The organism is Changchengzhania lutea, assembly GCF_006974145.1.
GTDB classification, from domain to species: domain Bacteria; phylum Bacteroidota; class Bacteroidia; order Flavobacteriales; family Flavobacteriaceae; genus Changchengzhania; species Changchengzhania lutea.
On sequence record NZ_CP039456.1, the window covers coordinates 3,601,889 to 3,625,345 of the forward strand.

Annotated in this window: 20 protein-coding genes; 9 read left to right on the top strand and 11 right to left on the bottom strand. The window is 33.7% G+C overall.

Features of this window, described 5'->3' with window-relative positions; translation table 11 throughout:
• Positions 1-2: 2 nt before the first annotated feature.
• The 6 genes from FAF07_RS16200 to ltrA all read left to right on the top strand — a co-directional run bounded on the left by FAF07_RS16200 (position 3) and on the right by ltrA (position 5,308).
• Positions 3-404, top strand: a complete 402-nt coding sequence (locus FAF07_RS16200) for a hypothetical protein (protein WP_142786097.1) — start codon at positions 3-5, stop codon at positions 402-404.
• Positions 404-775, top strand: a complete 372-nt coding sequence (locus FAF07_RS16205; RefSeq protein WP_142786098.1) for a hypothetical protein — start codon at positions 404-406, stop codon at positions 773-775. Before FAF07_RS16200 ends, FAF07_RS16205 begins: the two co-directional genes overlap by 1 nt.
• 201 nt (positions 776-976) lie before the next feature.
• Entirely contained in the window at positions 977-1,474 is a 498-nt protein-coding gene (locus FAF07_RS16210) for a glucosaminidase domain-containing protein (RefSeq protein ID WP_142786099.1), read from the top strand.
• 4 nt (positions 1,475-1,478) lie between these two features.
• Entirely contained in the window at positions 1,479-1,895 is a 417-nt protein-coding gene (locus tag FAF07_RS16215) for a hypothetical protein (RefSeq protein ID WP_142786100.1), read from the top strand.
• Position 1,896: 1 nt separating this feature from the next.
• Positions 1,897-2,457, top strand: coding sequence for a hypothetical protein (locus FAF07_RS16220; protein ID WP_142786101.1), 561 nt, complete (start codon positions 1,897-1,899; stop codon positions 2,455-2,457).
• 1,345 nt (positions 2,458-3,802) lie between these two features.
• Positions 3,803-5,308, top strand: a complete 1,506-nt coding sequence (ltrA, locus tag FAF07_RS16225) for a group II intron reverse transcriptase/maturase (RefSeq protein ID WP_142786102.1) — start codon at positions 3,803-3,805, stop codon at positions 5,306-5,308.
• A 641-nt stretch (positions 5,309-5,949) separates the two neighbouring features.
• Here the strand turns inward: ltrA and FAF07_RS16230 are convergent.
• The 6 genes from FAF07_RS16230 to FAF07_RS16255 all read right to left on the bottom strand — a co-directional run bounded on the left by FAF07_RS16230 (position 5,950) and on the right by FAF07_RS16255 (position 14,149).
• Complete coding sequence (locus FAF07_RS16230) at positions 5,950-8,475, bottom strand: S8 family peptidase (protein WP_142786103.1); 2,526 nt, start codon at positions 8,473-8,475, stop codon at positions 5,950-5,952.
• Between the two features lie 9 nt (positions 8,476-8,484).
• Positions 8,485-9,525, bottom strand: coding sequence for an AAA family ATPase (locus tag FAF07_RS16235; RefSeq protein ID WP_221930763.1), 1,041 nt, complete (start codon positions 9,523-9,525; stop codon positions 8,485-8,487).
• Between the two features lie 81 nt (positions 9,526-9,606).
• Entirely contained in the window at positions 9,607-10,170 is a 564-nt protein-coding gene (locus tag FAF07_RS16240) for a hypothetical protein (protein WP_142786104.1), read from the bottom strand.
• A gap of 4 nt (positions 10,171-10,174) precedes the next feature.
• On the bottom strand, positions 10,175-12,058 hold the full coding sequence (locus tag FAF07_RS16245) for a hypothetical protein (protein WP_185956467.1): 1,884 nt from the start codon (positions 12,056-12,058) through the stop codon (positions 10,175-10,177).
• A 77-nt stretch (positions 12,059-12,135) separates the two neighbouring features.
• Positions 12,136-13,239 carry an ISAs1 family transposase gene (locus tag FAF07_RS16250; protein WP_142784254.1) on the bottom strand — a complete coding sequence of 368 codons (1,104 nt, stop codon included), beginning with the start codon at positions 13,237-13,239 and terminating at the stop codon, positions 12,136-12,138.
• Positions 13,240-13,342: 103 nt separating this feature from the next.
• Positions 13,343-14,149 carry a hypothetical protein gene (locus FAF07_RS16255; protein WP_142786106.1) on the bottom strand — a complete coding sequence of 269 codons (807 nt, stop codon included), beginning with the start codon at positions 14,147-14,149 and terminating at the stop codon, positions 13,343-13,345.
• A 1,118-nt stretch (positions 14,150-15,267) separates the two neighbouring features.
• Here FAF07_RS16255 and FAF07_RS16260 point away from each other — a divergent pair.
• Positions 15,268-15,756: a group II intron maturase-specific domain-containing protein gene (locus FAF07_RS16260; RefSeq protein WP_142786107.1), complete on the top strand. Its 489-nt coding sequence runs from the start codon at positions 15,268-15,270 to the stop codon at positions 15,754-15,756.
• A gap of 668 nt (positions 15,757-16,424) precedes the next feature.
• On the opposite strand, the gene FAF07_RS16265 is transcribed toward FAF07_RS16260, so the two are convergent.
• Together FAF07_RS16265 and FAF07_RS18725 are read right to left on the bottom strand one after the other, a co-directional pair.
• A complete protein-coding gene (locus tag FAF07_RS16265; RefSeq protein WP_142786108.1) occupies positions 16,425-17,336 on the bottom strand; it encodes a PD40 domain-containing protein in 912 nt (303 codons plus the stop codon).
• Positions 17,337-17,410: 74 nt separating this feature from the next.
• Positions 17,411-19,486 carry a serine hydrolase domain-containing protein gene (locus FAF07_RS18725; protein ID WP_221930764.1) on the bottom strand — a complete coding sequence of 692 codons (2,076 nt, stop codon included), beginning with the start codon at positions 19,484-19,486 and terminating at the stop codon, positions 17,411-17,413.
• A gap of 261 nt (positions 19,487-19,747) precedes the next feature.
• Between FAF07_RS18725 and FAF07_RS16280 the strand changes: the two genes are divergently transcribed.
• Positions 19,748-20,758: a sensor histidine kinase gene (locus FAF07_RS16280; protein WP_142786109.1), complete on the top strand. Its 1,011-nt coding sequence runs from the start codon at positions 19,748-19,750 to the stop codon at positions 20,756-20,758.
• On the top strand, positions 20,758-21,453 hold the full coding sequence (locus FAF07_RS16285) for a LytR/AlgR family response regulator transcription factor (RefSeq protein ID WP_142786110.1): 696 nt from the start codon (positions 20,758-20,760) through the stop codon (positions 21,451-21,453). Before FAF07_RS16280 ends, FAF07_RS16285 begins: the two co-directional genes overlap by 1 nt.
• 260 nt (positions 21,454-21,713) lie before the next feature.
• Here the strand turns inward: FAF07_RS16285 and FAF07_RS16290 are convergent, their stop codons facing one another.
• The 3 genes from FAF07_RS16290 to FAF07_RS16300 all read right to left on the bottom strand — a co-directional run bounded on the left by FAF07_RS16290 (position 21,714) and on the right by FAF07_RS16300 (position 23,416).
• Positions 21,714-22,010 (bottom strand): type II toxin-antitoxin system RelE/ParE family toxin, encoded by a 297-nt coding sequence (locus tag FAF07_RS16290; protein ID WP_142786111.1) that lies wholly within the window; start codon positions 22,008-22,010, stop codon positions 21,714-21,716.
• Positions 21,997-22,254 (bottom strand): type II toxin-antitoxin system ParD family antitoxin, encoded by a 258-nt coding sequence (locus tag FAF07_RS16295; RefSeq protein WP_142786112.1) that lies wholly within the window; start codon positions 22,252-22,254, stop codon positions 21,997-21,999. Before FAF07_RS16295 ends, FAF07_RS16290 begins: the two co-directional genes overlap by 14 nt.
• A 211-nt stretch (positions 22,255-22,465) precedes the next feature.
• A complete protein-coding gene (locus tag FAF07_RS16300) occupies positions 22,466-23,416 on the bottom strand; it encodes a hypothetical protein (protein ID WP_142786113.1) in 951 nt (316 codons plus the stop codon).
• Between the last annotated feature and the right edge of the window lie 41 nt (positions 23,417-23,457).

The window sequence follows — 23,457 nt, forward strand, 5'->3', positions numbered from 1 at the left end:
TTATGGGTTTTTTCAAGAAATTATTCAAAAAGAAAAAAGGGGGTACTTTTTTTGGTAACCTACTAAGAAAAGGTGCAAATGTCGCCACTGGTGGCATCTTAGGTTCTGGTGCTGGTCTCGCTGCCCGAGATGCAAGAGATGAACAGCGCGAGTATGATGCAGCCGTTGCTGCTCAAGATGCTAGAAATGCGGCAGCTTCTAGAATAGGTACAAAAATTGGAACGGCTCTACAACCTACGGTTAAGAGGCTTACTGATTCAGCTCCTGTTCAGGATGCAAAAAAAGCATTCACCAAGGCTTGGTTCAAAAAGAACATGATGAAAATCATCGGTGGTGTGGTAGCCTTGATAGGAACAACTGTACTCATAATGTGGTTGTTTAAAAAGAAGGGAGGTAAACGTTAATGGCTAGGACTACTAAAGTAGACGGAAAGAGTTACACCAAGAAATCGGGTGCAACTTTTTCTACCTATATACCCAAGTCGGGACCGAACAAAGGAAACAATCAATACATTACAAATGGTTGGTTTATCCGAAAAAAAGACCTCATGAATATTTCATGTGTAACCACTACTAAAAGTACCGTGAAAGAATCTGGTTGGATGGGTCACATAGCCTGTACTGTCGTAAACAAGAACACAGGTGAGGAAACATTCTTTTGGGGGAGTATGCAAAAGAGTACGGGCAAAGTAGTCATAGAGAAATTGTCCATGGTTGTAAATCCAAAAGCGCCTAACGGTGGCTACTGTGGAACGTTTATTCGTTCAAACAATTAATCAATTTTATTTTAACCAAAAGGGTTTATTGACAGATAAGCCCTTTTTAAATCCAATATTATGAAATCAATTATCAACATCTTAAAGATGGCAATTAAATACGGAGCTGTCGTAATGGCAATCGTAAAGGTCGTGGAATTTGCAGTAGAGCAGTTCGAGAACATCGACCTAAAGAAGTCTAACCTTAAAAAGCTGTAACAAATGTACCTACAAGTCAAGATATGGTTACTTATTTGGTTCTATAAGAATCTCAATGGTTACTATAATATAAGTACGAAATTGTTGTATGCGCAGGCATTACATGAGACGGGAAAGTTTACGAGTGCGGTTTTCAAACAAAATAAGAACCTTTTTGGCATGCGTCAACCGACTAAAAGGAAGACCACTGCCACGGGTTCTAATTTGGGTCATGCAACTTATACAAGTCATCGCAAAGCTATTATCGATTATTTCATACGTCAAAAGTATTCTAAAATTTTTAATACCAACGATAATCGCTATGTTGTTGATACGGTAAGAAGTGGCTATGCGGAGGACAAATTATATGCCGTCAAATGGCAACGTATAAAGGAAAATACTAAAGTTCCGTTTTTCGTGCATCTTTTGGCTTATGGCGGTCTTTTTTTTTTACTTCTAGTTGTTTTTATCACAATTTTTAAAGGCGAAAGAAACAATAGAAGAAACAACATTAAACGATAAAATTATGAAATCAATATTTACCACATTAAAAAAGTTTTGGTGGCTCATTATAGCCATTCCGCTTGTTTTAGCTCTTATTCCTTTAACAAAAAAGATTTTGAAAGGTAAGGGAACTGACGATACAGCAGATGCAAATAAGGTTATGGATAAGATTGGCGTTAATGCTTCCAGTCGTGCAGAGCTTAACCGTAAAGCGGTTGAACTATCTCATCACTTAGGAACATCATACGGTTGGTTTGACCCTCGTAGATGGTCGGAAAATGATAAAGAAGCTTTTGAGGTACTTCAATATGTCACCCAAAAGGAATTTGATATCATAGCACGGCTTTATTTTGAAGTTTACGCAAAGGGTAGAACGCTCTTAAATGACCTTGCAAAATTTCTCGATAAGAAATACTATTCAAAACTAAATTTTAGATAATATGAAACTGGTCTATTACAACGGCAATGACTTTGTTTTTTTGGATTTACTTGAAAATAATGGCATCCACTCGGTCGGTATCACCGAAAAGAATTTCATTCTGGGCGTTCAGGACGGTGCCAAACATTATCTTATTCCAAACATGTCACCTCTTGAGGTTCTTGCCAATAATCAATCGATTTCCTTTTCCGATATCGATAAGAAGCATTACAATCTTTCAGGTAGAAATATATCGTTTGATGAAAAGGATTTGCTCATTAATGATGATAAAAAAGGCACGACACGTTTGTATGGTGTTTTGCACAATTCGGCAAACGTTCCCATTGCAAACACGTTATTGTTTTTTCATCTATACGATTATGCTACATCAACACCATTGAGCATCTTTTTATCAGTCTTGACAAGTGCCACAGGAAAGTATGTTGTTGAGCTTCCAAAATCAGTTCATTATAGTTTTAGTGTGGACGGATTTGTCAATCTTTTTGATATGAACGGCTCTTTGTCTTTAATAACCGATGTGAATCAGCTTGATTCTATTATTAAGGAAAGAGGTGTATTTTAGATAAAATTGCTATCAATTTTTTCTAGGATCTGTTCTCCTGGAGATAAAAATAAGCTTTAAAAGCTATCATTAGTGAACCTACCTCGGTAGGGGAGTGTCAAAATGATTGACAGTTCATCGAAAACTTTAACATTTTCTTTGAGGTAAAAACAATTTAATTAACTTTGGAATGCGATATTACTAAATAGATTAAAATGACAGACTTAAAGCACTATAAAAAGGCGTACCCATCTGGGTTACGTCTTTTTTTGTTCAGGATAAAGCGAATTTTAAATGCCCTTAAAATTCAAGACATAAAACCAACGAAGGAAATTCAGTTGAATTTACAAGGCGAAAGGAAGGTTCTGTTTGAACTGAGACCAGTTCAGGTGCTACACCAGTAGTGAATTGGTTCTTTTTCATTAAAGAACACATAATATACTTCCTTATATACATGAGTAACTAAAAGACATAAAAAAAGCACCTCAAGTGGAATGCGATTTCCTCGGTGCTAATTTTACTAAACAGACTTCAAAGATACGGTAAAAAAACTTAATTACATACTATAAATTATAGTACAAATGTTCATTATGTTGTTTAAGCAGTTGTTTCCATTTGATAGCTATAATGTAGTATTATGTAAAATATCCCAGAATGTGTAGTTCTTCATAAGAAACCTTTGTACTTGGGTCATTAAACTAATAAGCGGTTTGCTTCGCAGAGTTTTTTAAAACATTATGTATCTATAATTTGTTGTTATGTAAAATAGCCGGTGCGACACGAAGTCGCTCAAATAACTGTTTAACGTTCTTTAAACAAGTTGATTAAACCTTGTGTTCCATCACAAGTAGTCTACCAATATATGCGTGGAGAGCAATTTCTGGGTGTAAAGCTATCGGGACAATGTTTCTTGACAAAGACTGTGAAGTCCTTACAGATTGACAGCAATACTCAATCGGGAACTGACTTAGATGGTAGGGTTAACACATGTGAACTGTTGATAAGCATCGTAATTTATCAGACAGCGAAAATTGATGATACGCTGTGACCAAAAGGTAGATGGACAAGCTATGGTATTTCGGCTATTACCATACATGGATGTTGCTCCATCGGTGTGGAGACAGAGCCTAACCCATCTTGTTATTTGAGCGGAACGTGGTAAGCCTGTATATCTCCCAATCATTGATTGGGAAAGCAAACCGTAAGATTAGCCTATGGATATGCAGGTATGGGATGATGGAAAAAGCAAATGCCAGTTTGTAATGAGTTGGATAGAGGTATATACCTTATTGTGCAAACAAGCTGACTTCCATCGGGTTCTCTTTTACGAGAAAATTGTAATAAAATTTTTAACAAAGGAAAGCAAATGAATCGAACAATTGTAAGATGTGCACCTGAGACACTTTGTGTAGCTTGGCAGTTTATTGACTGGAATAAGGTATATCACAGTGTTAAATTATTACAACAACGTATCGTAAAGGCTATAAAGGAAGGTAGATACAACAAAGCTAAGTCTTTGCAGTGGATGCTAACCCACTCTTTTCATGCTAAATTACTAGCAGTAAAAAGAGTAACCGAAAATAAAGGTAAAAATACCACAGGTATTGATGGTGTGTTATGGAACACTCCATTACGGAAGCTAAAAGCTGCCAAATCATTAGTAAGAAAAGGGTACAAATCTATGCCATTAAAAAGGGTGCTTATACCCAAGAAAAATGGAAAGAAACGCGCTCTTGGTATTCCTACTATGTATGATAGAGCTATGCAGGCACTGTACCTAATGGCTCTTAATCCTGTTTCCGAGACTAAAGCGGATGCCTGTTCATATGGTTTTCGTCCTAAAAGAGGTTGTGCTGATGCCATTGCAAGATGTTTTATTCATCTATCAAAAAGTAACAGTGCAACATGGATATTGGAAGCAGACATTAAAGGATGCTTTGACCATATTAGTCACAGTTGGATGTTAGGTAACATTCTTATAGACAAAATGGTACTTAAACAATGGCTTAAGGCTGGCTTTATTGACAACAAACGTTTATTTCCTACCAAAGAAGGAACTCCACAAGGTGGTATTATTTCTCCTGCCCTTGCAAATATGACGCTTGACGGACTTCAAGTTGCAATTAACGAAGCTTTAAATATTAGGCTGGATAAAAATGGTAACAAAAGGAACAACAAGCACAAGGTTCATTTAGTGAGGTATGCAGATGATTTTATTGTCACTGGGGATAGTGAAGAGATACTCACAAATACAGTTCTGCCAGTTATTGAAAAATTCCTGACAAACAGAGGACTCCGACTATCTGAAGAGAAAACAGATATCATCCATATTAACAAAGGGTTTAACTTCTTAGGACAACATATTAGGAAATATACTAATGGCACTTTACTAATAAAGCCTTCAAAAGATAGCTGTAGATCAGTAAAAGCTAAAATCAAGTTAGTTGTCAATAAAAACAAGGCTTCTCACCCTGTAGAACTTATCCAACAACTCAACCCTATTATTAGAGGATGGTGTAACTATCATAGACATATCTCGGCCAATAAACAGTTCAACAGCCTTGATTGTTATGTTTGGAATACTATTTGGAAATGGGCCAAGAGGAGACATCCAAACAAAGGAGGGATATGGATTAAAGGCAAGTACTTTAAATCTAACTCTACCAGTAACTGGGTCTTTTCGGGGAAGGATAAGAAAGGTAATGAGTTTCAACTAATTAAAGCTAATCGGACTAAAGTTGTCCGACATAGGTTGATTAGAGGTAATGCCAACCCGTTCGATCCTCAATGGGATAAATACTTTCATTGCAGAAGAGTAATTTGGTCGGCAAGAAAACCTAGAAAAAACAGCCATATCAGGATTTATCGGTAAGATTTGCTGGGTGATCAATAGTCGCCTTTAGAGAGCTTGAGCCGTATGCGGTGAAAGTCGCAAGTACGGTTCTTAGAGGACTTGGGCGGAGTAATCCGCCCCGGTTACTCGACCTACCAAGCGCTCGATTGTTTTATAAAATCAAATTGCTCAGGCAATTTATTTTACACACAATTATCCATCGCTTGCCAACGCCAAAATAAAAGCTAACCTTTTTGCTCTTATTAAAAATCGCGTATTCGATAAAATGTACGTAATAAAAAATTTTACGAGATTCTCGTGGATTGCCACAAGAGTATAAAATTTTCCCTCGCCTAAATCCCTAGCTTAAAAATTTCTATACACTTGTTAACTGTAGAATTTCAATTTATCTTTTTTTTATATTTCATTATCTTTTGTCTTGAAACAAAAGAAACAAAAATTCAAGGCTGCATAAACTTTTGGAAACAATTTACGGCTCGTTCGCTATATTTTAGGAAACATTGTAACTCATTAACATTGCTTCGAAATCCCTTTGTATAACTGAAACTCTTAAGAAACTGTATTACTAAACCCCTAAAATATGGACGCTCACTTCACCTTATTGTTTTACCAAAATTTTATGAGGCCAAGTTTAAATCGAGATTCTATTTTACATAATATTAAACGTCAACTTGAATTTCAATTGCATTCTCAATTCTTATCTCATTATACAATTCGATATCTTTATTAATTGCTTCAAAACTAACAGCTATTGAATATGGCATTTCACTTTTTAAATCCTTATCCCAACCAGTATGACCAACTATTCCGATACAGAAGTTCTCTGTTAACTTGTTAGATTTTAAGATAGCCCAATCTTTTTGAACAGTATTACTATTTAGCTTAACGTTATTCACTCCTCCATTTGAACGTGATTGGATAGTCCAAGGTATGTTTTCTTGATTAATATCATCTTCTTCATCTTCTAAATTATAATCTCCTGCAATTAACCTTTTTTCAAATGCATCTGTACTTTCCCCTAATTTAGAAGAATGCCAATCTACCCAACCAGAAAGGTACGATCTAAATCCTACCCGAGTTCTTCTTGGTATTGCTTTAAATGTTAATGTTACCTCTACTAAAATATCAAAAGAGTCTCCTACTCTTCTCATACTTTCAGGTAATTTCACTTCGTAAATATCAGCTTCCTTTGGAGAGATATTCAGTGAATTAACAAGAGTAACCCTATAATCCGTATTTGTAGTAGCTCGTTCAAGGTTAGGTAAGCCATATCCATAAAGTCTTAAGAAACTTAACCTTGCTACTCCATTAAAAATTCTACTTGGCCATCTTGCAGATTGAATAATTAAGGCTTTATAAAGTAATGTTGACTCTTCTGGAAACAATCTTTGCAATTCAGCTAAAATTCCAGATACTTTAGGAGCGGAAAAAGATGTTCCAATACCATCAATACTTGTCGCTGGTCCGCCGTTTAATGTGCTTCTCACAAGATGAATTGAAGATTCTTGTTTTTGAGAAGCTATTCTATTTGCTCCAATTTTTTCTATGACATAATCTCCTCCATATTCAACTAATTCAGGCTTAATAGAATCCCAAATACCTAAACCAGTTCTAGTGAATGCAGACGGAAATTCAATTTCACCAAAAGATTTAAGGTCATCATCTTCATATTCTCCATTACATATTGAACCAACGGTTAAGGAGAATAAACTTTGTGATGGATTTGATATTCTAGATTTGCGAAGTAATAAATAATCTGCATAGTCGGTTCCGTTATTAACGTAATTCTCTATCTGCTTTTTTTTGAGATTTCCAGTCGGTATTACAAATACAATATCCCTTTCCCAACTCTGTCTATCTATAGATTCAGCCCATTTAGACATTCTTGTTGTAATATGTCCTTTTCTTGATGTAATTGACATATTAAAAATTCGAGTACCATAACTTTCATTATAATGCTCAATAATATCTTTCATCAAATCTGGAGGATAAAGATTCGGTTGCATAATATTGTTAGCGTCTAATACTCTTGCGTTTTGAATCCAACTATTTAATTTAATCTCTCTAGCTGTAGGAAGTTTAGGATATAATACAGCTCCAGCAACTCTTGTACCGTGACCTCCACCAACTACTAAATCACTAACTATGTTTTCTTTGTTTTTTACGTATGAAATAGAATGATCATTATCTATTGCCTTTTCTAGTAAGACATGGTTTTCTTGAATTCCACTGTCAATCACACATACATTTGGATCATCATATTCTGGACCATTAATTTCTAACTTACCGAGTTCTTTTAATTCATCATCAATACTTATGCTTTGCTTTAAATTATCATATTCTTCAACTTCAAATAAATATGGGTAATTTAACACTAGATCTTTAAGTCCTAACCCTGAAATCTCTATTCTACAAGAAAAACTATCTGCAGAATCAACATAGCTACTTATTAGTTCTCCTTTATGTTCATTAATAAATTTTTCTAACTCGTCTTGTCTTTTTAAAGCAACATCATCCCAATCAATTTGAGCCTTTTGCTTTTTTTCTTCCCAGCGTGAAACTTTTTCTTCAAATTGTTCTTCTGATATTTCTTCCTCATTACCTCTATTTGGATAAGCTGGAACATGTATAAAACAAGCAATAGCAATGTCTAAAACAAAAATTTCTGAATCATCTATTTCATCCCATTTTTTCAATAATGATTTAGACAAAATGTGATCTAACCTCCATTGTTTGCCAGTAACTATATCCCACAATTGAGAAGCAGTATTCCTAAATTTCCCTTCTTCTTTTAAAAATTTATCTATTTTATCTTTTAACGTACTTAAATTTAAATCAGCAGAAGCACCTATTAAAAACCCATCATCCTCTTCAGATATTATTTCAATACCAAAAGATTTTAAACTATCTGGATTAAATATTTTTGGATCAACTTGCAAAAACAATGGAATAGATTCTGGAATATTTGGTAGACCTAGTTCTTTTCTTTCTTCAAAAGCATTTGTCCATTCTCCTGTAATTACAGATGTTTTCTCTTCTAGAGAATTACCATGAACTTCTCTGTTTTCAATGTTAGTTAGAGTTTCAGGACTAGGAGGTACTACAACAGCCCTTTTACCAGGCCCATAAGGGGAATTGTATAATCCAGTTATTCTGTGTGGAAGAGAAAGATGATCTAATGCCATAAATAGTTATTACTTATTTTCATTAAATCTTATAGTTTCATTGATAATCTTGTCAAAGCTTTTTTTATCAATTTTATCTATATTATTTATGACAGATAGTTTCTTTACATTTTGGGCTATTTTAACTATTTCAGCCGAAGAAAACCCTAAAAGTTGATTAACGTAATCTACTAAATTAACTTGATTAGAAATTTTAGTTGATGATAATGTCATTTGAAGCAACTTTAAAATTTCCTCTTCTTTAGGTTTTTTAATTTCTACAACTTCATCAAAACGTCTGAAAACAGCTTTATCTAATGATGTTTCTAAATTTGTTGTAGCAATAAGTAAACCAGGAGCATTATATTCTTCTAATAAAAATAACACCATATTTACTAATCTATGCATTTCCCCAACATCATGCCCATAATTTCTAGACTTTGCTATAATGTCAAATTCGTCTAATAGTAAAACACAAGGAAAGGAGTTTACACCATCAAAAAGTTTTTTTAAATTTATTAGAGACTCTCCTAAATAAGAAGAAATTACAGCCTCAAATCTGACTTTATAAAAAGGTAAACCAATATTCCAAGCTAATCTCTCTGCTCCCATACTTTTACCACAACCAGGAGGTCCAAAAAAAAGAATTTTTTGTTTAGGTTTTAATCCATGATTAGCAAGTCTTTCTCTTGCTACAAACTCCTTTTCAATTCTAGAAAATTTACTTTCAATTTCTTCCGATAAAACCATGTGATGTCGCAATTCATCTCTCGGAATTTGAACAGCTAAAGGGAAATCTTTGTTATTATGTTTTCTACTAGTATTAGAAAAAATATCCTTTAATTGATTATCAAGTTTCTTGGAAGTAGTAACATTTTGATCTAAAATAGCTTTTAGTTGTTTTGATAATAGATGATGACCTTTGTTTTCTTCATCTTTAACAATATCATATGCAACCTTGACAATATCATCGTCAGGTTTTCCATCAATACTTCTAAATAATCTTTTTAAAATATCCTTATTCACTTCTAAATTATCTATATCTACAAATCTACAAAATAATACTTTCAAAACTTGTATTAATTTCCCATTCCACACATATTATGCTTCCCTCCTACGTCATACCATAAATAAAATTCTATCAGGTTAATACTAATTTTCAATTGCTTTTTTTATACTAGAAATAAAAGTAGGATCTTCAGCTAATTCATTAATTATTTGGCTCTTTATAACTTCCGATTTTATAATAATTGCACGATCAACTTTTCTAGTAACTAAATCATTTAAAGAGCTGTCTAATGCTTTTATCATTTCAGATTTAATAGATTCGCTCAAATCAAAGGATTGTAGAGATTTTGATATTAATTGTTTTATTTCAGTTTCTGTTTTTGAAAATCTTGACGTTAGTGAATCTATTTTAGTATTTTGGTTTTTAAATTCATCATTAATCTCTTCTTTGGAATAAGTTTTACTCGTCTGATAAACAAATATACTCCCTTCATTTATTATATCGAGTTTGCTTTTATTTATTCTCCATGTACCTCCTGCTCTTACAATACCGAAAATTTTCATCGTATTAAAAGTAACAGGCGATAAATCTTTGGCAAAAAAACTATTACCACTTCCCGTAATTGGAGGTACGTTTCTAAGTATTTGCACTTGAGAAAAGGTCAGAGTAGGAATTGCAATAAATAATAATAAAATTTTTGTTTTCATATTTTCAATTTGATATTAATGTTTGTGTTAAAAGTTGTCGTTCTTGTCTATTAAAATATTTATTAATGTTCATGCCATAATAATTGTCGAGTAACGTATTTCTCATTTCTATAGCTTCGAAAATTTCATTTGTATACGATAAGTGCCCAGTTTCAATTTCAATCAATGTTGGTAACTGTAACAAAATATCATCTGGTAAATCATTGTGTTTATTCATTAATTTAAGAAACCAGTTTTGATTTATCCCTAATTTGTTAAGCTTTAGATAGTCATTATCTTTCCAGACAAATTTTGAATTAGGGATACTACCCAAAGATTTTAACAATAACCATGAATCCTCTGTTTCTGGAGAGTTAATGCTAAAATGATACATTCTTGATGTAGTATTATTTTTTTTAAGTTGTTTTAAAACTACATACTTGATAAAATTTGATTTTAATCTAGAATTTAGTCTAAACAATTTGAGGATATTAGACTTTAAAGCTTCATTTTCGCTAAGTAGTATATTATAATAATGAGGTAATAAAGCAGACCCCGAAATTAAATTTTGTTGAAAAATTAGAATATCTAGATGTAGTATCATTCTTGATAAAGTATGACCTAAAGCTCCATTTTCTTCATTATAACCCGCAAGTTCCTTTACTTTTTTCAAGGATTTTCCATCATCAGCCACTGTTTCGTAGAAAACGAAATATTCTTTAAATAGTTTTGCAATTTCTAAAGTTTGAATTGGACTATAATAGTCCTTAAATATGCTTTTATTGCCAGAATTTATGATTTCTTCTAATTGGGATAATCGTTCCGGTGTTATATATTCAATATCACTATTATAAACTTGCTCTATATTTGAAATCCTATAATTTGGATTTAATGACATTAAGAAAAATTTATTAAAACCAATCTGCTCTTCTTCAAGAATTTGAGACATAACAGAAACTTGTAAAGACCAATAACCATTTAAAAATTCGCTTATCTTGTCTCTATCCTCTCCTTGCATGTCAAAGTTCATTTTAAAGGCATTACTTGAAACTCCACCACCAAATGAAATCGTACTATTTAGACCATTTGTACATGGAAGTATGTTATTAGAAGTTGGTTTATTCCATTTTCTAAAGTGTCTATTCAACTTTTTATAATTAAGTTTATCAAAGGTACCTCCAGCGTCTTCTAATGGTGCATAACAAAGTTTATAATTACGTCTAATTAATTCTGTTATACCTTCTCTACTAATATAAATGTCTTCCCGTATTCTTCTAAGTTCGTGTAATAATTCATTATGGTTTTTTTTAATTTGTTCTCCAAGTTTTACTATTTCGTCAAATATGACTTTTTGTCCTTCCAAAATTTGTAATTGATTTTGTTCCATTCGGTTTAATTGCATTTTCATCTCATGTTGATTTTTTAAAATCTTACCAAGAGTTTTCATGATTTGCTTATGTCTGGTTGCTCCTGCATCGGGCTTACCAATTGAAAGTACATTACTAAAGGATGAGGCTGCACTTAAATATCCCATCGGAGAACTTAAAGCTGCAACTCCCTTTAGTATATGATCTCCTGCTTGAACAAGCTTTCCTACATCATCCAAAAGTGGAGAATCAAAACCCAGATTCGATGCAATATTTAGGATATCACTCGCAGAATTTAAATACATACCCATATCTTGAATAATTTGCTCTCTTGCAATTTCCATTTCCAATTGCTCCTTAATCTCTTCTCGTTTATCTGGATCCATATCAAAAAACCCATTATTGATGGCATGCATTCTTTCTTTAGAAGACATCTTACCATACATAAATTCTTGTAAATATTGAATATCGGAACTATTCGCCAATATGTCAGAACTATTTCTATCAATTTGATTTTGTAGATTATTTTTAATAGAAGTCATGTTACTAGCTATTCTTGAAATTCTTTGGTCATTTACTTGAACAGCGTTCCATAAGCTCTGTCCTAAGCAGGGCAAACTCACACTTTTATTCCTAAGATCTTAATAAGATAGTTGTTATCGTAAGCCGCTTTTAGCCTTTTTCCTTTTAGTCCTTGCTTGGTTTGTTTATCTTTTCTTAGCAAGTTTAGTGCAATTTTGCTTAGTATAGAGAAATTTTGGGCAGCATTACCAGCTCTTTTTCTTGAGGCGTCTTCAGAGAAAGCCACATCGAGTACCCAATGTAGTTTGTTTTCAATTCCCCAATGTAAGCGTATCATTTTCTGTAGTGCTTTTGCATCTGTTTTCACACTTGATATATAATATCTTGTAGCTGTTTCTGTTGGCTTGTCGGAGTTTTTAAATTCTCTAATACTTTCTACTTTTACTATACTTTCCAGCCCTGTCCATTTATCTTGGTCTTCAATAAATTTAAAGTCATTGATAACACTACATTTTCGTGTTTCTATCCTGCCGTGTCCCAGATCTTCATCGGTATGGCTATCTATAGTCTTGCCAAAGCGAAATTCGTCTAGAATATCTTGATGCAATTGCTTTTGGTTTTCTTTTACAGCTAAGATGTAATCTGCTTCTTGTTTAATAATAGTTTCTGCAATAGCCTTTTGACAGCCCATGGCATCAATGGTAACTACACATCCTTTTACAGTAATTAGTTCCAGTAGTTTTGGTATGGCCGTAATTTCATTGGATTTTTCAGAAACCTTGACCTGTCCTAAAACCATATTGTTTTTGCTTGCCCAAGCACTTACCATGTGAAAAGGGGATTTCTTACCATTAGATTTAGCACCTCTCAAGGTTTTACCATCAATGGGAATAACCTCGCCAGCCGTTATATCAATCAAATTAGAGACCCAATCTATAAAACAGGTTTCAAATTGTTCTGAATCAATGGAAGAGAACACTCGGTTAAAGGTGTCATCAGAGGGCGTACCATTTGGCAAATCAAGAAATGAACGCAAAAAATCTACTTTTGCTTTGGCATAAGTTTCCATATCTTTCCATGAATCTGCCGCACAAATCACACTAATTATACCAATAAGAAGGATGTCTTCTAAGTTATGAAGCTTGTTTATATCGCTTCTAGGATCGTTTATCTTACTGAATATAGACTTGAATTTGTTCATTGTTTTTAAAACACTTAAATTATTGATTATCAGTATAATATACAATAATTTAAAATGAAAAACAACAGCTATCTAACTAAATATCAGATAATTAAGTGTGTTTTTAAGTAAACAAAATGGCTGAAAAAAGTGTGAGTTTGCCCTGCTGTCCTAAGGCTTTTAAGTTGATAACGTCTTGTTCTATATTTTCTATATTTTCACCTTGTTCAGCCAAAATATTTAATGTGATTTCATCCGTTTTGGATAATTCATTAATCATTGCTCCCATAACTATTTTCTGTCCATTTTCATCTAATGAATCATCAATTTCAATACCTGGGAAATAGCCATTGGCTTGCAATGTCTCAACTACAACCTTCGGATTTTTATCTTTTATACTCTCAATACCGTTATCTCTTAAATAATTTTTTATCCCATGCTTTAAAAACTTACCAGAGGACCTTTTCATTTCATCTTCAGCCATATCAGCTACATGTTCTAATGACTTATCTGCAACATAACTAACACCTTTGTTTATGATAGGTGCAAGAGGACCAGTTCCTATAGTGGCTAAGGATAATGAGCCACTCAAAACATCAAATGTGGTTCTTAACGTGAAATCAGCAATAGCATCTTTCTCCCTCATTGAAATGTACTTTTCTGTAACTCCACTTAGAGCAATATTGGAATTCCTTAAAGAACTATTATTGAATGGAATTGAACTATTTGAGTTAGGAATTTCTTTAGCTAATATTTTTTTTACAACCATTGAACTATGGTTATTAGCAATAGCATTGACACATTCTTCAGTAAAATCTTGAGAAAATAAAGGATTAACAATTAGAGCTAGACTTATATATAAAAACAGTTGTTTTTTTTCAAAGACATCAATTTTTATAGCCTTATTAATAAATTTTATTAAGTTTTTCATGTGTTCATAATTTATTTTAAAGTTTATAAGGTAAAATTCATAAACGGGTTTAAATTTACAGAACCATTACAAATGGATTGTAACTATTAAAATACGCTAAGGTGTTTCTTTTAAAGGGGAGATTTTAATTGTGTCAAACAATCAATAATTTAAAGATAAGAAAAATATTTCAACTAATCCATTCCACACATATTACGCTTCCCTCCTACGTCGTCGCATAAAAAGTGTTCCATTAACATCGTAAAGAAAATTTTTAGAATAAATTTTTTTAGAACTTTAGAAATACTTTCGCTTTTAGCCAAAGCTCAAGTTACATAACACGGAACATTATAGTACAAATGTTCATTATGTTGTTTAAGCAGTTGTTTCCATTTGATAGCTATAATGTAGTATTATGTAAAATATCCCAGAATTTGTTTTCATTAGAATAATTAGAACTTGGGTCATTAAACTAATAAGCGGTTTGCTTCGCAGATTTTTTTAAAATATTTGTATCTATAATTTGTTGTTATGTAAAATAGCCGGTGCGACACGAAGTCGCTCAAATAACTGTTTAACGTTCTTTAAACAAGTTGATTAAACCTTGTGTTCCATCACAAGTAGTCTACCAATATATGCGTGGAGAGCAATTTCTGGGTGTAAAGCTATCGGGACAATGTTTCTTGACAAAGACTGTGAAGTCCTTACAGATTGACAGCAATACTCAATCGGGAACTGACTTAGATGGTAGGGTTAACACATGTGAACTGTTGATAAGCATCGTAATTTATCAGACAGCGAAAATTGATGATACGCTGTGACCAAAAGGTAGATGGACAAGCTATGGTATTTCGGCTATTACCATACATGGGTGTTGCTCCATCGGTGTGGAGACAGAGCCTAACCCATCTTGTTATTTGAGTGGAACGTGGTAAGCCTGTATATCTCCCAATCATTGATTGGGAAAGCAAACCGTAAGATTAGCCTATGGATATGCAGGTATGGGATGATGGAAAAAGCAAATGCCAGTTTGTAATGAGTTGGATAGAGGTATATACCTTATTGTGCAAACAAGCTGACTTCCATCGGGTTCTCTTTTACGAGAAAATTGTAATAAAATTTTTAACAAAGGAAAGCAAATGAATCGAATAAAGCCATCAAAAGATAGCTGTAAATCAGTAAAAGCTAAAATCAAGTTAGTTGTCAATAAAAACAAGGCTTCTCAACCTGTAGAACTTATCCAACAACTCAACCCTATTATTAGAGGATGGTGTAACTATCATAGACATATCTCGGCTAATAAACAGTTCAACAGCCTTGATTGTTATGTTTGGAATACTATTTGGAAATGGGCCAAGAGGAGACATCCAAACAAAGGAGGGATATGGATTAAAGGCAAGTACTTTAAATCTAACTCTACCAGTAACTGGGTCTTTTCGGGGAAGGATAAGAAAGGTAATGAGTTTCAACTAATTAAAGCTAATCGGACTAAAGTTGTCCGACATAGGTTGATTAGAGGTAATGCCAACCCGTTCGATCCTCAATGGGATAAATACTTTCATTGCAGAAGAGTAATTTGGTCGGCAAGAAAACCTAGAAAAAACAGCCATATCAGGATTTATCGGTAAGATTTGCTGGGTGATCAATAGTCGCCTTTAGAGAGCTTGAGCCGTATGCGGTGAAAGTCGCAAGTACGGTTCTTAGAGGACTTGGGCGGAGTAATCCGCCCCGGTTACTCGACCTACCAAGCGCCCGATTGTTTTATAAAATCAAATTGCTCTGGCAATTTATTTTACACACAATTATCCAACGCTTGCCAACGCCAAAATAAAAGCTAACCTTTTTGCTCTTATTAAAAATCGCGTACTCGAGGAAATGTACGTAATAAAAAAATTTACGAGATTCTCGTGGATTACCACAAGAGTATAAATTTTAAGAAAAATAAAATTCTATGCACTTGTTATATTTAATCTTTTAATAGAAGATTTCTTTTAATGTTTCTTTATCTTTTGTCTTGAAACAAAAGAAACAAAAATTCAAGGCTGCATATAATTTTGGAAACAATTTACGGTTCATTCGCTATATTTTAGGAAACATTGTAACTCATTAACATTGCTTTGATATCCCTTGCATAATTGATACTCTTAAGAAAGTGTATTACTAAACCCCTAAAATATGGACGCTCTTTTTTCCTATTGTTTTAACCAAAATTTTATGAGGCCGTTTTTACATTCTAACTCTATTTGACAATAACCTAAAAATCAAAGCTTTTGATGGCCAGTAACCTCATTTTGTTTTATGGTTTATTGTTTGGTCTGAGATTCTCAATAACCTGAGCATCCACCCAATAAGTTTTTCCTACCCAATTAGTAATTCCATCTTCTTTAACCTCCCAGTCTCCCCTCGAAAAAAATAAATAATTGCCATCGTGTGTCACACTTGGGCTACTTTCATTTGATGATGTGTTTATCTTATCGCCCATGTTAATTGCTGCTCCCCATGAACCATCTTGCTGCCTGAAACTAATATAACAGTCACTACCACCATATCCCCCTTCTCTCTCAGCATCCCACATTAAATAGGATTCATCCGGAGCAATGAAGGGATGGGCAATATATTTTCCTGTGTTAATCTCCTTGCTCATTTTTACTGGCTTTTCACGTTTGCCGTCTATGAGACGTGAATAACGGATAGAACCATATCCCCTGCCTTCCTTTTCTCGAAAACCAAAATAATAGGTTCCATTAGATGAAAGCGAGATACCGTGTGCTTGGTCTTTCAAGAATTCTCCAAGACTTTTGAGTTGCGACCAACCAGTGTCGGTTCGTTCCCTATATTCCTTTCCACCGTATATCATATTACCATCCTCAGAGAAGCTTGGCCATTTTATATCGGTCTCAGATTCGTTCCCCCAACTATTATTTTCATATCGAATAACAAAAAATGTACGTTTTTCATATTTTCCATTTTTCCTAGAGAAATAGTACTCCTTCATATCTGGTGAAAACGTACCACCTTCAAAAAGCCCTTCTGGAGAAACAATGTCAGGAGCAAACGCTACAGGAATTAATCCCGGTGGCTTTTCTCCAAAATAGGCGGTTTCTATAGTTGGTGAATCATTGTCTTTTGATTTCTGATTTTTGGTATTGCAAGCATTTAAAAATAGTGCAAATACAAGTACTGCAATTATAAAGTTGTTATTTCTCATTGTTTAAATTTTTGAAATGTTTATTACCAAACCTATGTGCAATTAGTCTCAAAATCATGTGTACTAAAAGTATTTTACTCCTTCTTAAAATAAGCCTTTTTTAACTTATGGATAACTTCTGTACTCACCCAATAAAAGTTTTTTAATCCACCTTCTTCGGTTTTTCGACTAAAAAACAAATATTTACCATCTGGAGTGATACTCGGGACAGATTCATTAAAGTTAGAATTTACTTCTTTTCCAAGGTTAATTGGTTTTGTCCATGTTCCGTCTTGCTTCTTAAAATAGACATAAAGATCATTGTCTTTTCTTTTGTCATCTTTATTTCGAGCATCTACCACTAAAAAATCTTGAGATGGGGCAATAAAACCGTGAAACCCAAATTCAATTTCAACTTCCTGTACTTCGGGAAATTCATCGTTTTTGTTGGGTGCATAATACAGTTTCATTTTTGATAGATTAAAATAAAATAGATCTCCATTTTTTGCTGGACTCGCATGAAAAACTTCATCATCATTTATAGGTGAATCAAGTTGTATTGCATCGCCCCAGGAATCCTCCAAACGGTTTACATACCAAATTTTACTGTCCGTTAAGTCTGAGTTATGAGCTGTGAAATAAATCTTTTTACCACTAAAACTAACAAAGGGTTGCATTTCGGTATCTTTTTTACCTTTAGTGAAATTTGCTTTTTTAATAGGTGTCCATTTTTTTCCTTCGAGTTTTGAGAAATAAATAGCTGCGTCTCCGCTTATTTTATTTTTAGCTGAAAAATATACTTCATCTAATTTAGGAGAAAACGAAATGCCATACTCAGTTCTTCCATTTAATGAAATAATTCCAGGAGCAAAAATTTCAGGGGTTGAACCCGGTGGCTTTTCTCCAAAATAAGGGCCTTCGAGGACTGGGAATTTATCCTGGCTATCACTTTTTCCGTTCATAGTTTGAATAGAATTTTGAATAAAAGCGGGTAAGATCCTCTCTGCCGTTTTTTGCAGGGTGCTAGGTTTTGTATCATGAGCAGTAACCACAACCATCAAGTCAAGTTCCTCGATTAGAATGATAAACTGGCCGTGACCGCCCTGAGCAGATGTGCTGAAATAACTTTTATTGCCGGATTTCAATTCCGCATTCCACCAGAAATAACCATAACCATAATCAGAGACATCTTTGCCGCCGCCGAAGGGATCATCATCGCCAGTATAGAGGATCCTACTAGTTGCTCTGTCGATAAACGCTTCCGGAACCAGCTGTTCTCCATTCCATTTACCTTTGTTAACGGCCAAAGTGCCCCATTTGACCATATCGCGCGATGTCATGCTCGAGCGCCAACCAGATTCTGGCAGGCCGGTAACATTATCAGTCCGCCAGCCATAATTAGTGATGCCCAATTTATCGAGGAGTTCTTTTTTAATAAAGTCTTTAGCCGATCCCGGTACCACGGCGTCAATAACTTGCATTACCAACTCTGGACCGCCCCCATATTTAAAACTTTGAGACGCTATGGTAATAGGCGTGCTATGCTCGAGAATGGCCTGAACTTTCCCTTGACCTTTTAACAGGCTTGGATTTTTCTTGAATTCTTCTTCCTGTTCTTTAGTGATGCGGATACCAGAAGTCATCGTGAGCGCGTGGTGTAGGGTGATTTTTTCTACACCGGCAACAAATTTTGTCGGGTCTAGGTCTTTGAGAAAACTAACTAGAGGTTTGTCTAAATCGGCCATGGTGAGATACCCCAACTGTATAGCGCGGCCAAGCGCAAAGCCAGTATAGGTTTTAGTCGCTGACGCTTGGTAATGAGGCAGGTTGATGCGACCACGTGAATAATAGGATTCAAAGATGAGCTTACCCTTATGGGCAATAAGAAAGCTATCGAAAGGACCATGTTTATTGTCGGCGATCTCCTGGGCCAGCTTAATAATCATCGCTTTATTGCCACCATCGATGCCTAATTCGCCCACGAGGATACCGTCTTTTCTATCGGTTGGTGTTGCATCGATAAAGGGGTCTTTGAGTTCAGAAAGATCCCTGGACAAGAGCCTGACTTCGGCAGATGTAGCCTCGGGTGCTTGGGGATCACTTTGTTGGGCAAAGCTACTATTTGTTATTATAAGAAGAATTAAAAGTAGGAGTCCTGTTTTGTTTTTCATAGTTTTTATTATTTATAAATGTTTGGTAACGACTTGTTAATTACTATTTTTTATGGTAATCTTTATTATATAAAAGTTCGACACCCATAATTAAATGTTGGATAAAAATATATTATAATCATTGTTTAATACCTTAAATAGGATAAACACAACAATTAAATGATAAAGTCATTTCGTCATTGATATAAGGCTTTTGTATAAAAATCATGGAAATTTGTATGTATAGATAGTATCTTTGTTAGATATTTACTAAAAGAGTTTATGATTAAAAAGTCTTTGAAGAATACAATACTCATTAACATAGGAGCCTTTTTATTGGTATTGATACTTGAAATATTGAGTGGATGGTTAATTAGAGATCGATTTGACACTAATTATTCTTTTTATTTATGGGGACTTAGTTATGCAGCTTATATTATGGGTATCGTTTGGATAAATCATTTTGTTTTCATTCCTTTTTTCTTAGATAAGAGAAGATATTTTTTATATGGAATACTACTCATTGCTAGCATATTTCTTGGCGCTTATTTAAAAGCAAATGTGAAAGGTTGGCATGATGTTTCCAAATTCTTTTTCTTTTTTATTTATACGACTGGAACCGGTATGGCTGCTTTTTTTTTAAGAAGAAATATGATCATCCAAAGAGAAAATGTTGAGAAAGAAAAATTACAAAAAGAGATGGAGCTTAACTATTTGAAAGAGCAAGTGAATCCTCATTTTTTATTTAACTCATTAAATAGTATTTATTCACTTTCCAGACAGCAATCGCCAGAAACACCTGATCTTGTAATGCAGCTCTCAGAACTAATGAGGTATCAATTAGAGAGTTCTAAAAAAGATACCGTTTTATTAAAAGAAGAGCTTGAATTTATAGAAAATTATTTATTACTTGAAGAAAAAAGATTGAGTAAACGTTGTAATGTTGAATTTTTAATTGGAGGAGACTGGTTGGACTTAAGGATTGCTCCAATGTTACTAATCCCATTTGTTGAAAATGCTGTTAAACATGGTGCCCAAAGTACTAATGAACAGAGTAAAATTGATATTTCTGTGGCTATAAAAAAAACCGCCCTTCATTTTTGTGTAGTTAATTCAAAACCTCCCATGGATTCTGCATCGAAAAGAAAAGGGCTGGGTCTTGAAAACGTGAGAAGACGTTTGAATCTATTATATCCTAATTCTCACTTATTAGAAATTAATGATAAAGAAAAAGTATATCATGTAAATTTATCTATTGATTTAACAGTTTCAATACTAAAAAAAAATAGATAATGATTAAAATTGGTATCGTAGATGATGAAATACTAGCACGTAAAGTGTTAGAAGATTATTGTTCTAAAATTGACAACTTTGAATTAGTATTAAGCACAGGGAATCCACATGAATTTATCAATTTCACTCAGCAAAATGAAGTTGATCTCATTTTTCTTGATATAGAAATGCCTGAACTTAATGGCATGGAAATTTTGCGTTCTATGATAAAACCACCTAAAGTTATTTTAACTACGGCTTATTCTGAGTATGCATTAGAAAGTTATAATTATGGTGTTGTAGATTATTTGTTGAAACCTATAAAAATTGAACGTTTTTTGAAAGCAATAAACAAAGTTTCAGCTTCAAAAATAACTCAACCTAAAAAAAATAGTGGAAGTGAAGAACTTCAAATAAAATATGATGGAATGCCCGTTAATATTCCATTTAAATCAATTCTGTATATTCAGAGTTTTGGAAATTATTTGAAAATTTTTACAGATTCAAGAATGTACTTGATCTCCGAAACGCTTATTAATATCAACACATTATTATCTGAAAATTTCAAACGCACACATAAATCATATATTTCCAATTTGAGTAGAGTTACAAAGGCAACAAGAACGTATTTGTTAATTGAAAATAATAAAGTCCCAGTTAGTGCTATGTATAAGGTTATTGTTTTTAAAAAATTGGAAGTTTTAGCAAAATTATAAAATAGGTAATTCCCATTTCACACACATTATGCTTCCCTCCTACGTCGTCACATAAAGAGTGTTCCATTAACATTGTAGAAGAAACTTTTTGGAATAATTTTTTTTTAGAAACTATAGTAACAACTTTCGCTTTTAACCAAAGCTCAAGTTACATAACACGGAACATTATAGTACAGATTTGAAATTATAATCAGACATTATATAAAATGTCTTTGTAACATTAAAAATGTTAGTTTTATTGTAATCATGTAAAGAAAAACCTATAAATATAAATTCTTTTCATAATACATACTTTGATTTAGCACACGAACAATCAAAATATCAATATCTGTAGCCAAATAAAAAATAGTGTGAGATTTATAAGAAAACCTTTTTAAAGACCATACAAATTCTGAAGCATCGCGTCCAAGATTAATGTTATCTGATAGAATTTGAAAGATATCGTGTATTCCCAATAGATATGTTTTCGCTTGTTTTAATCCAAACGCTTCAATTCCATATTCGTACATTTTGGTAAGATCACTTTCGGCTTTTCCAGATACTTTATAAACGCCCATCTGCTCGCATTCGTTCTTCGACTTCTTTCATAATATCAGGAACAGATTTATGGCTAATGCCACTTTCCATACCTTCTGTTATGGCTGCTTTAAGAACGGAAAATTTGGCATTTTTTGCTTGGTCACGTCTAACCAAATCACGAAGATATTCACTATCATTAGTAAATTCTCCAATAGTAATTCGTGATTTTATCCACTTATCTTGTTTTTCTGTAAATGTTATTGTTTTTCTAATTGTAGACATGTGTTTTTTTGTTTAAATAATCATACTATTGATGCAATTTAATATATTCGATTGAATATTACAAAATTTTTACACACAAATACGAAGCATTCACGAGTTCCAAAAAATAAAATAGAAATGCACGGGTAATTATCCATCGCTTGGCAACACCAAAATAAAAGCTTTACTATTTACCCTATTTAGAAGATATTTTAAAAGTTTAATTATCCGCTTAGTCCAACGTAATCACTTCGCTCTTTAAGACCCACTTCCCGTTGACTTGTGCACTACGTGTTACTGTAATTTTATTGGGGCCTGTTTTTTTTATAACGTCAATAAGGTTGAGGTTTTTATGAACAGTGGTATTAATTACAATAGGCTTGCTAAGCAACCTACCATTTGATGCACTAAAAACATAGAGGCTCTTGGTCGTAGGTTTTATGTCCCAAAAGCCAATTTCGTCTGCGCCGTCGCTATTAAGGTCTTTGAGATTTTCTAATTGTGATTGGTACGCACCTTCGATAGTGATGGGTTTTAGGTCCTTATTACTAAAGACGATTACGCTGTTGCATCCGCCTTCGCATTGTACCGCATCACTATTTAGGGTATCCGTTTTTGTAGCGGAGGTTATTTCTGGAGAGATCACAGAAGCATAGTCTGATAGACCGTCGCCATTAAAATCGCCAAACAGTTGCCTGTTATTAGAGATTATAGCATCACTTTCGCGAGCACTGGGAAAAATGGGAGCATCAAGATCTTTAGCATTTTTAGCAACGCCTTCTCGTAGTATTTTGAAAGCACCATTTCTAGTAATCACTGAAAGATACGAGGTGTAATCTGCTTCTATTCCGTTGTAGTTGACGTGTTTGGTGAACTCGACTAAATAGCTTCCTGCCTCTTTCGTGATGACAAGTTGATCATTTAAAATACGTTGTGTATAATCTGGAAATTTTTGAAACAGCAAATTCTTATCCTGCTGCACTTGGTTTCTGGTGCGCTCTTTTCCGTAATAGATTACTACATCCATATAGTCGCGTTCTAGGTAAGGTGACTTTATTTGTGTATGGGCATCGTTCCATTGTTTTACAAACTTACGCACCTCTTTTTCGCCCTTAGGATTGACCTCATTGCAACCAAAGAATAGTACGACAAGCAGGCAGGACATAAATTGGGGATACTTCATAGATCGAATGTGATTTTAGCTTAAAAAATGAACCTTAAAGA

Bases quoted from the DNA above. Each gene is read 5' to 3' on its own strand.
- FAF07_RS16200 (WP_142786097.1), top strand. From the start codon at position 3: ATGGGTTTTTTCAAGAAATTATTCAAAAAGAAAAAAGGGGGTACTTTT.
- FAF07_RS16205 (WP_142786098.1), top strand. From the start codon at position 404: ATGGCTAGGACTACTAAAGTAGACGGAAAGAGTTACACCAAGAAATCG.
- FAF07_RS16210 (WP_142786099.1), top strand. From the start codon at position 977: ATGTACCTACAAGTCAAGATATGGTTACTTATTTGGTTCTATAAGAAT.
- FAF07_RS16215 (WP_142786100.1), top strand. From the start codon at position 1,479: ATGAAATCAATATTTACCACATTAAAAAAGTTTTGGTGGCTCATTATA.
- FAF07_RS16220 (WP_142786101.1), top strand. From the start codon at position 1,897: ATGAAACTGGTCTATTACAACGGCAATGACTTTGTTTTTTTGGATTTA.
- ltrA (WP_142786102.1), top strand. From the start codon at position 3,803: ATGAATCGAACAATTGTAAGATGTGCACCTGAGACACTTTGTGTAGCT.
- FAF07_RS16230 (WP_142786103.1), bottom strand. From the start codon at position 8,475: ATGGCATTAGATCATCTTTCTCTTCCACACAGAATAACTGGATTATAC.
- FAF07_RS16240 (WP_142786104.1), bottom strand. From the start codon at position 10,170: ATGAAAACAAAAATTTTATTATTATTTATTGCAATTCCTACTCTGACC.
- FAF07_RS16245 (WP_185956467.1), bottom strand. From the start codon at position 12,058: ATGACTTCTATTAAAAATAATCTACAAAATCAAATTGATAGAAATAGT.
- FAF07_RS16250 (WP_142784254.1), bottom strand. From the start codon at position 13,239: ATGAACAAATTCAAGTCTATATTCAGTAAGATAAACGATCCTAGAAGC.
- FAF07_RS16255 (WP_142786106.1), bottom strand. From the start codon at position 14,149: ATGAAAAACTTAATAAAATTTATTAATAAGGCTATAAAAATTGATGTC.
- FAF07_RS16260 (WP_142786107.1), top strand. From the start codon at position 15,268: ATGAATCGAATAAAGCCATCAAAAGATAGCTGTAAATCAGTAAAAGCT.
- FAF07_RS16265 (WP_142786108.1), bottom strand. From the start codon at position 17,336: ATGAGAAATAACAACTTTATAATTGCAGTACTTGTATTTGCACTATTT.
- FAF07_RS18725 (WP_221930764.1), bottom strand. From the start codon at position 19,486: ATGAAAAACAAAACAGGACTCCTACTTTTAATTCTTCTTATAATAACA.
- FAF07_RS16280 (WP_142786109.1), top strand. From the start codon at position 19,748: ATGATTAAAAAGTCTTTGAAGAATACAATACTCATTAACATAGGAGCC.
- FAF07_RS16285 (WP_142786110.1), top strand. From the start codon at position 20,758: ATGATTAAAATTGGTATCGTAGATGATGAAATACTAGCACGTAAAGTG.
- FAF07_RS16290 (WP_142786111.1), bottom strand. From the start codon at position 22,010: ATGGGCGTTTATAAAGTATCTGGAAAAGCCGAAAGTGATCTTACCAAA.
- FAF07_RS16295 (WP_142786112.1), bottom strand. From the start codon at position 22,254: ATGTCTACAATTAGAAAAACAATAACATTTACAGAAAAACAAGATAAG.
- FAF07_RS16300 (WP_142786113.1), bottom strand. From the start codon at position 23,416: ATGAAGTATCCCCAATTTATGTCCTGCCTGCTTGTCGTACTATTCTTT.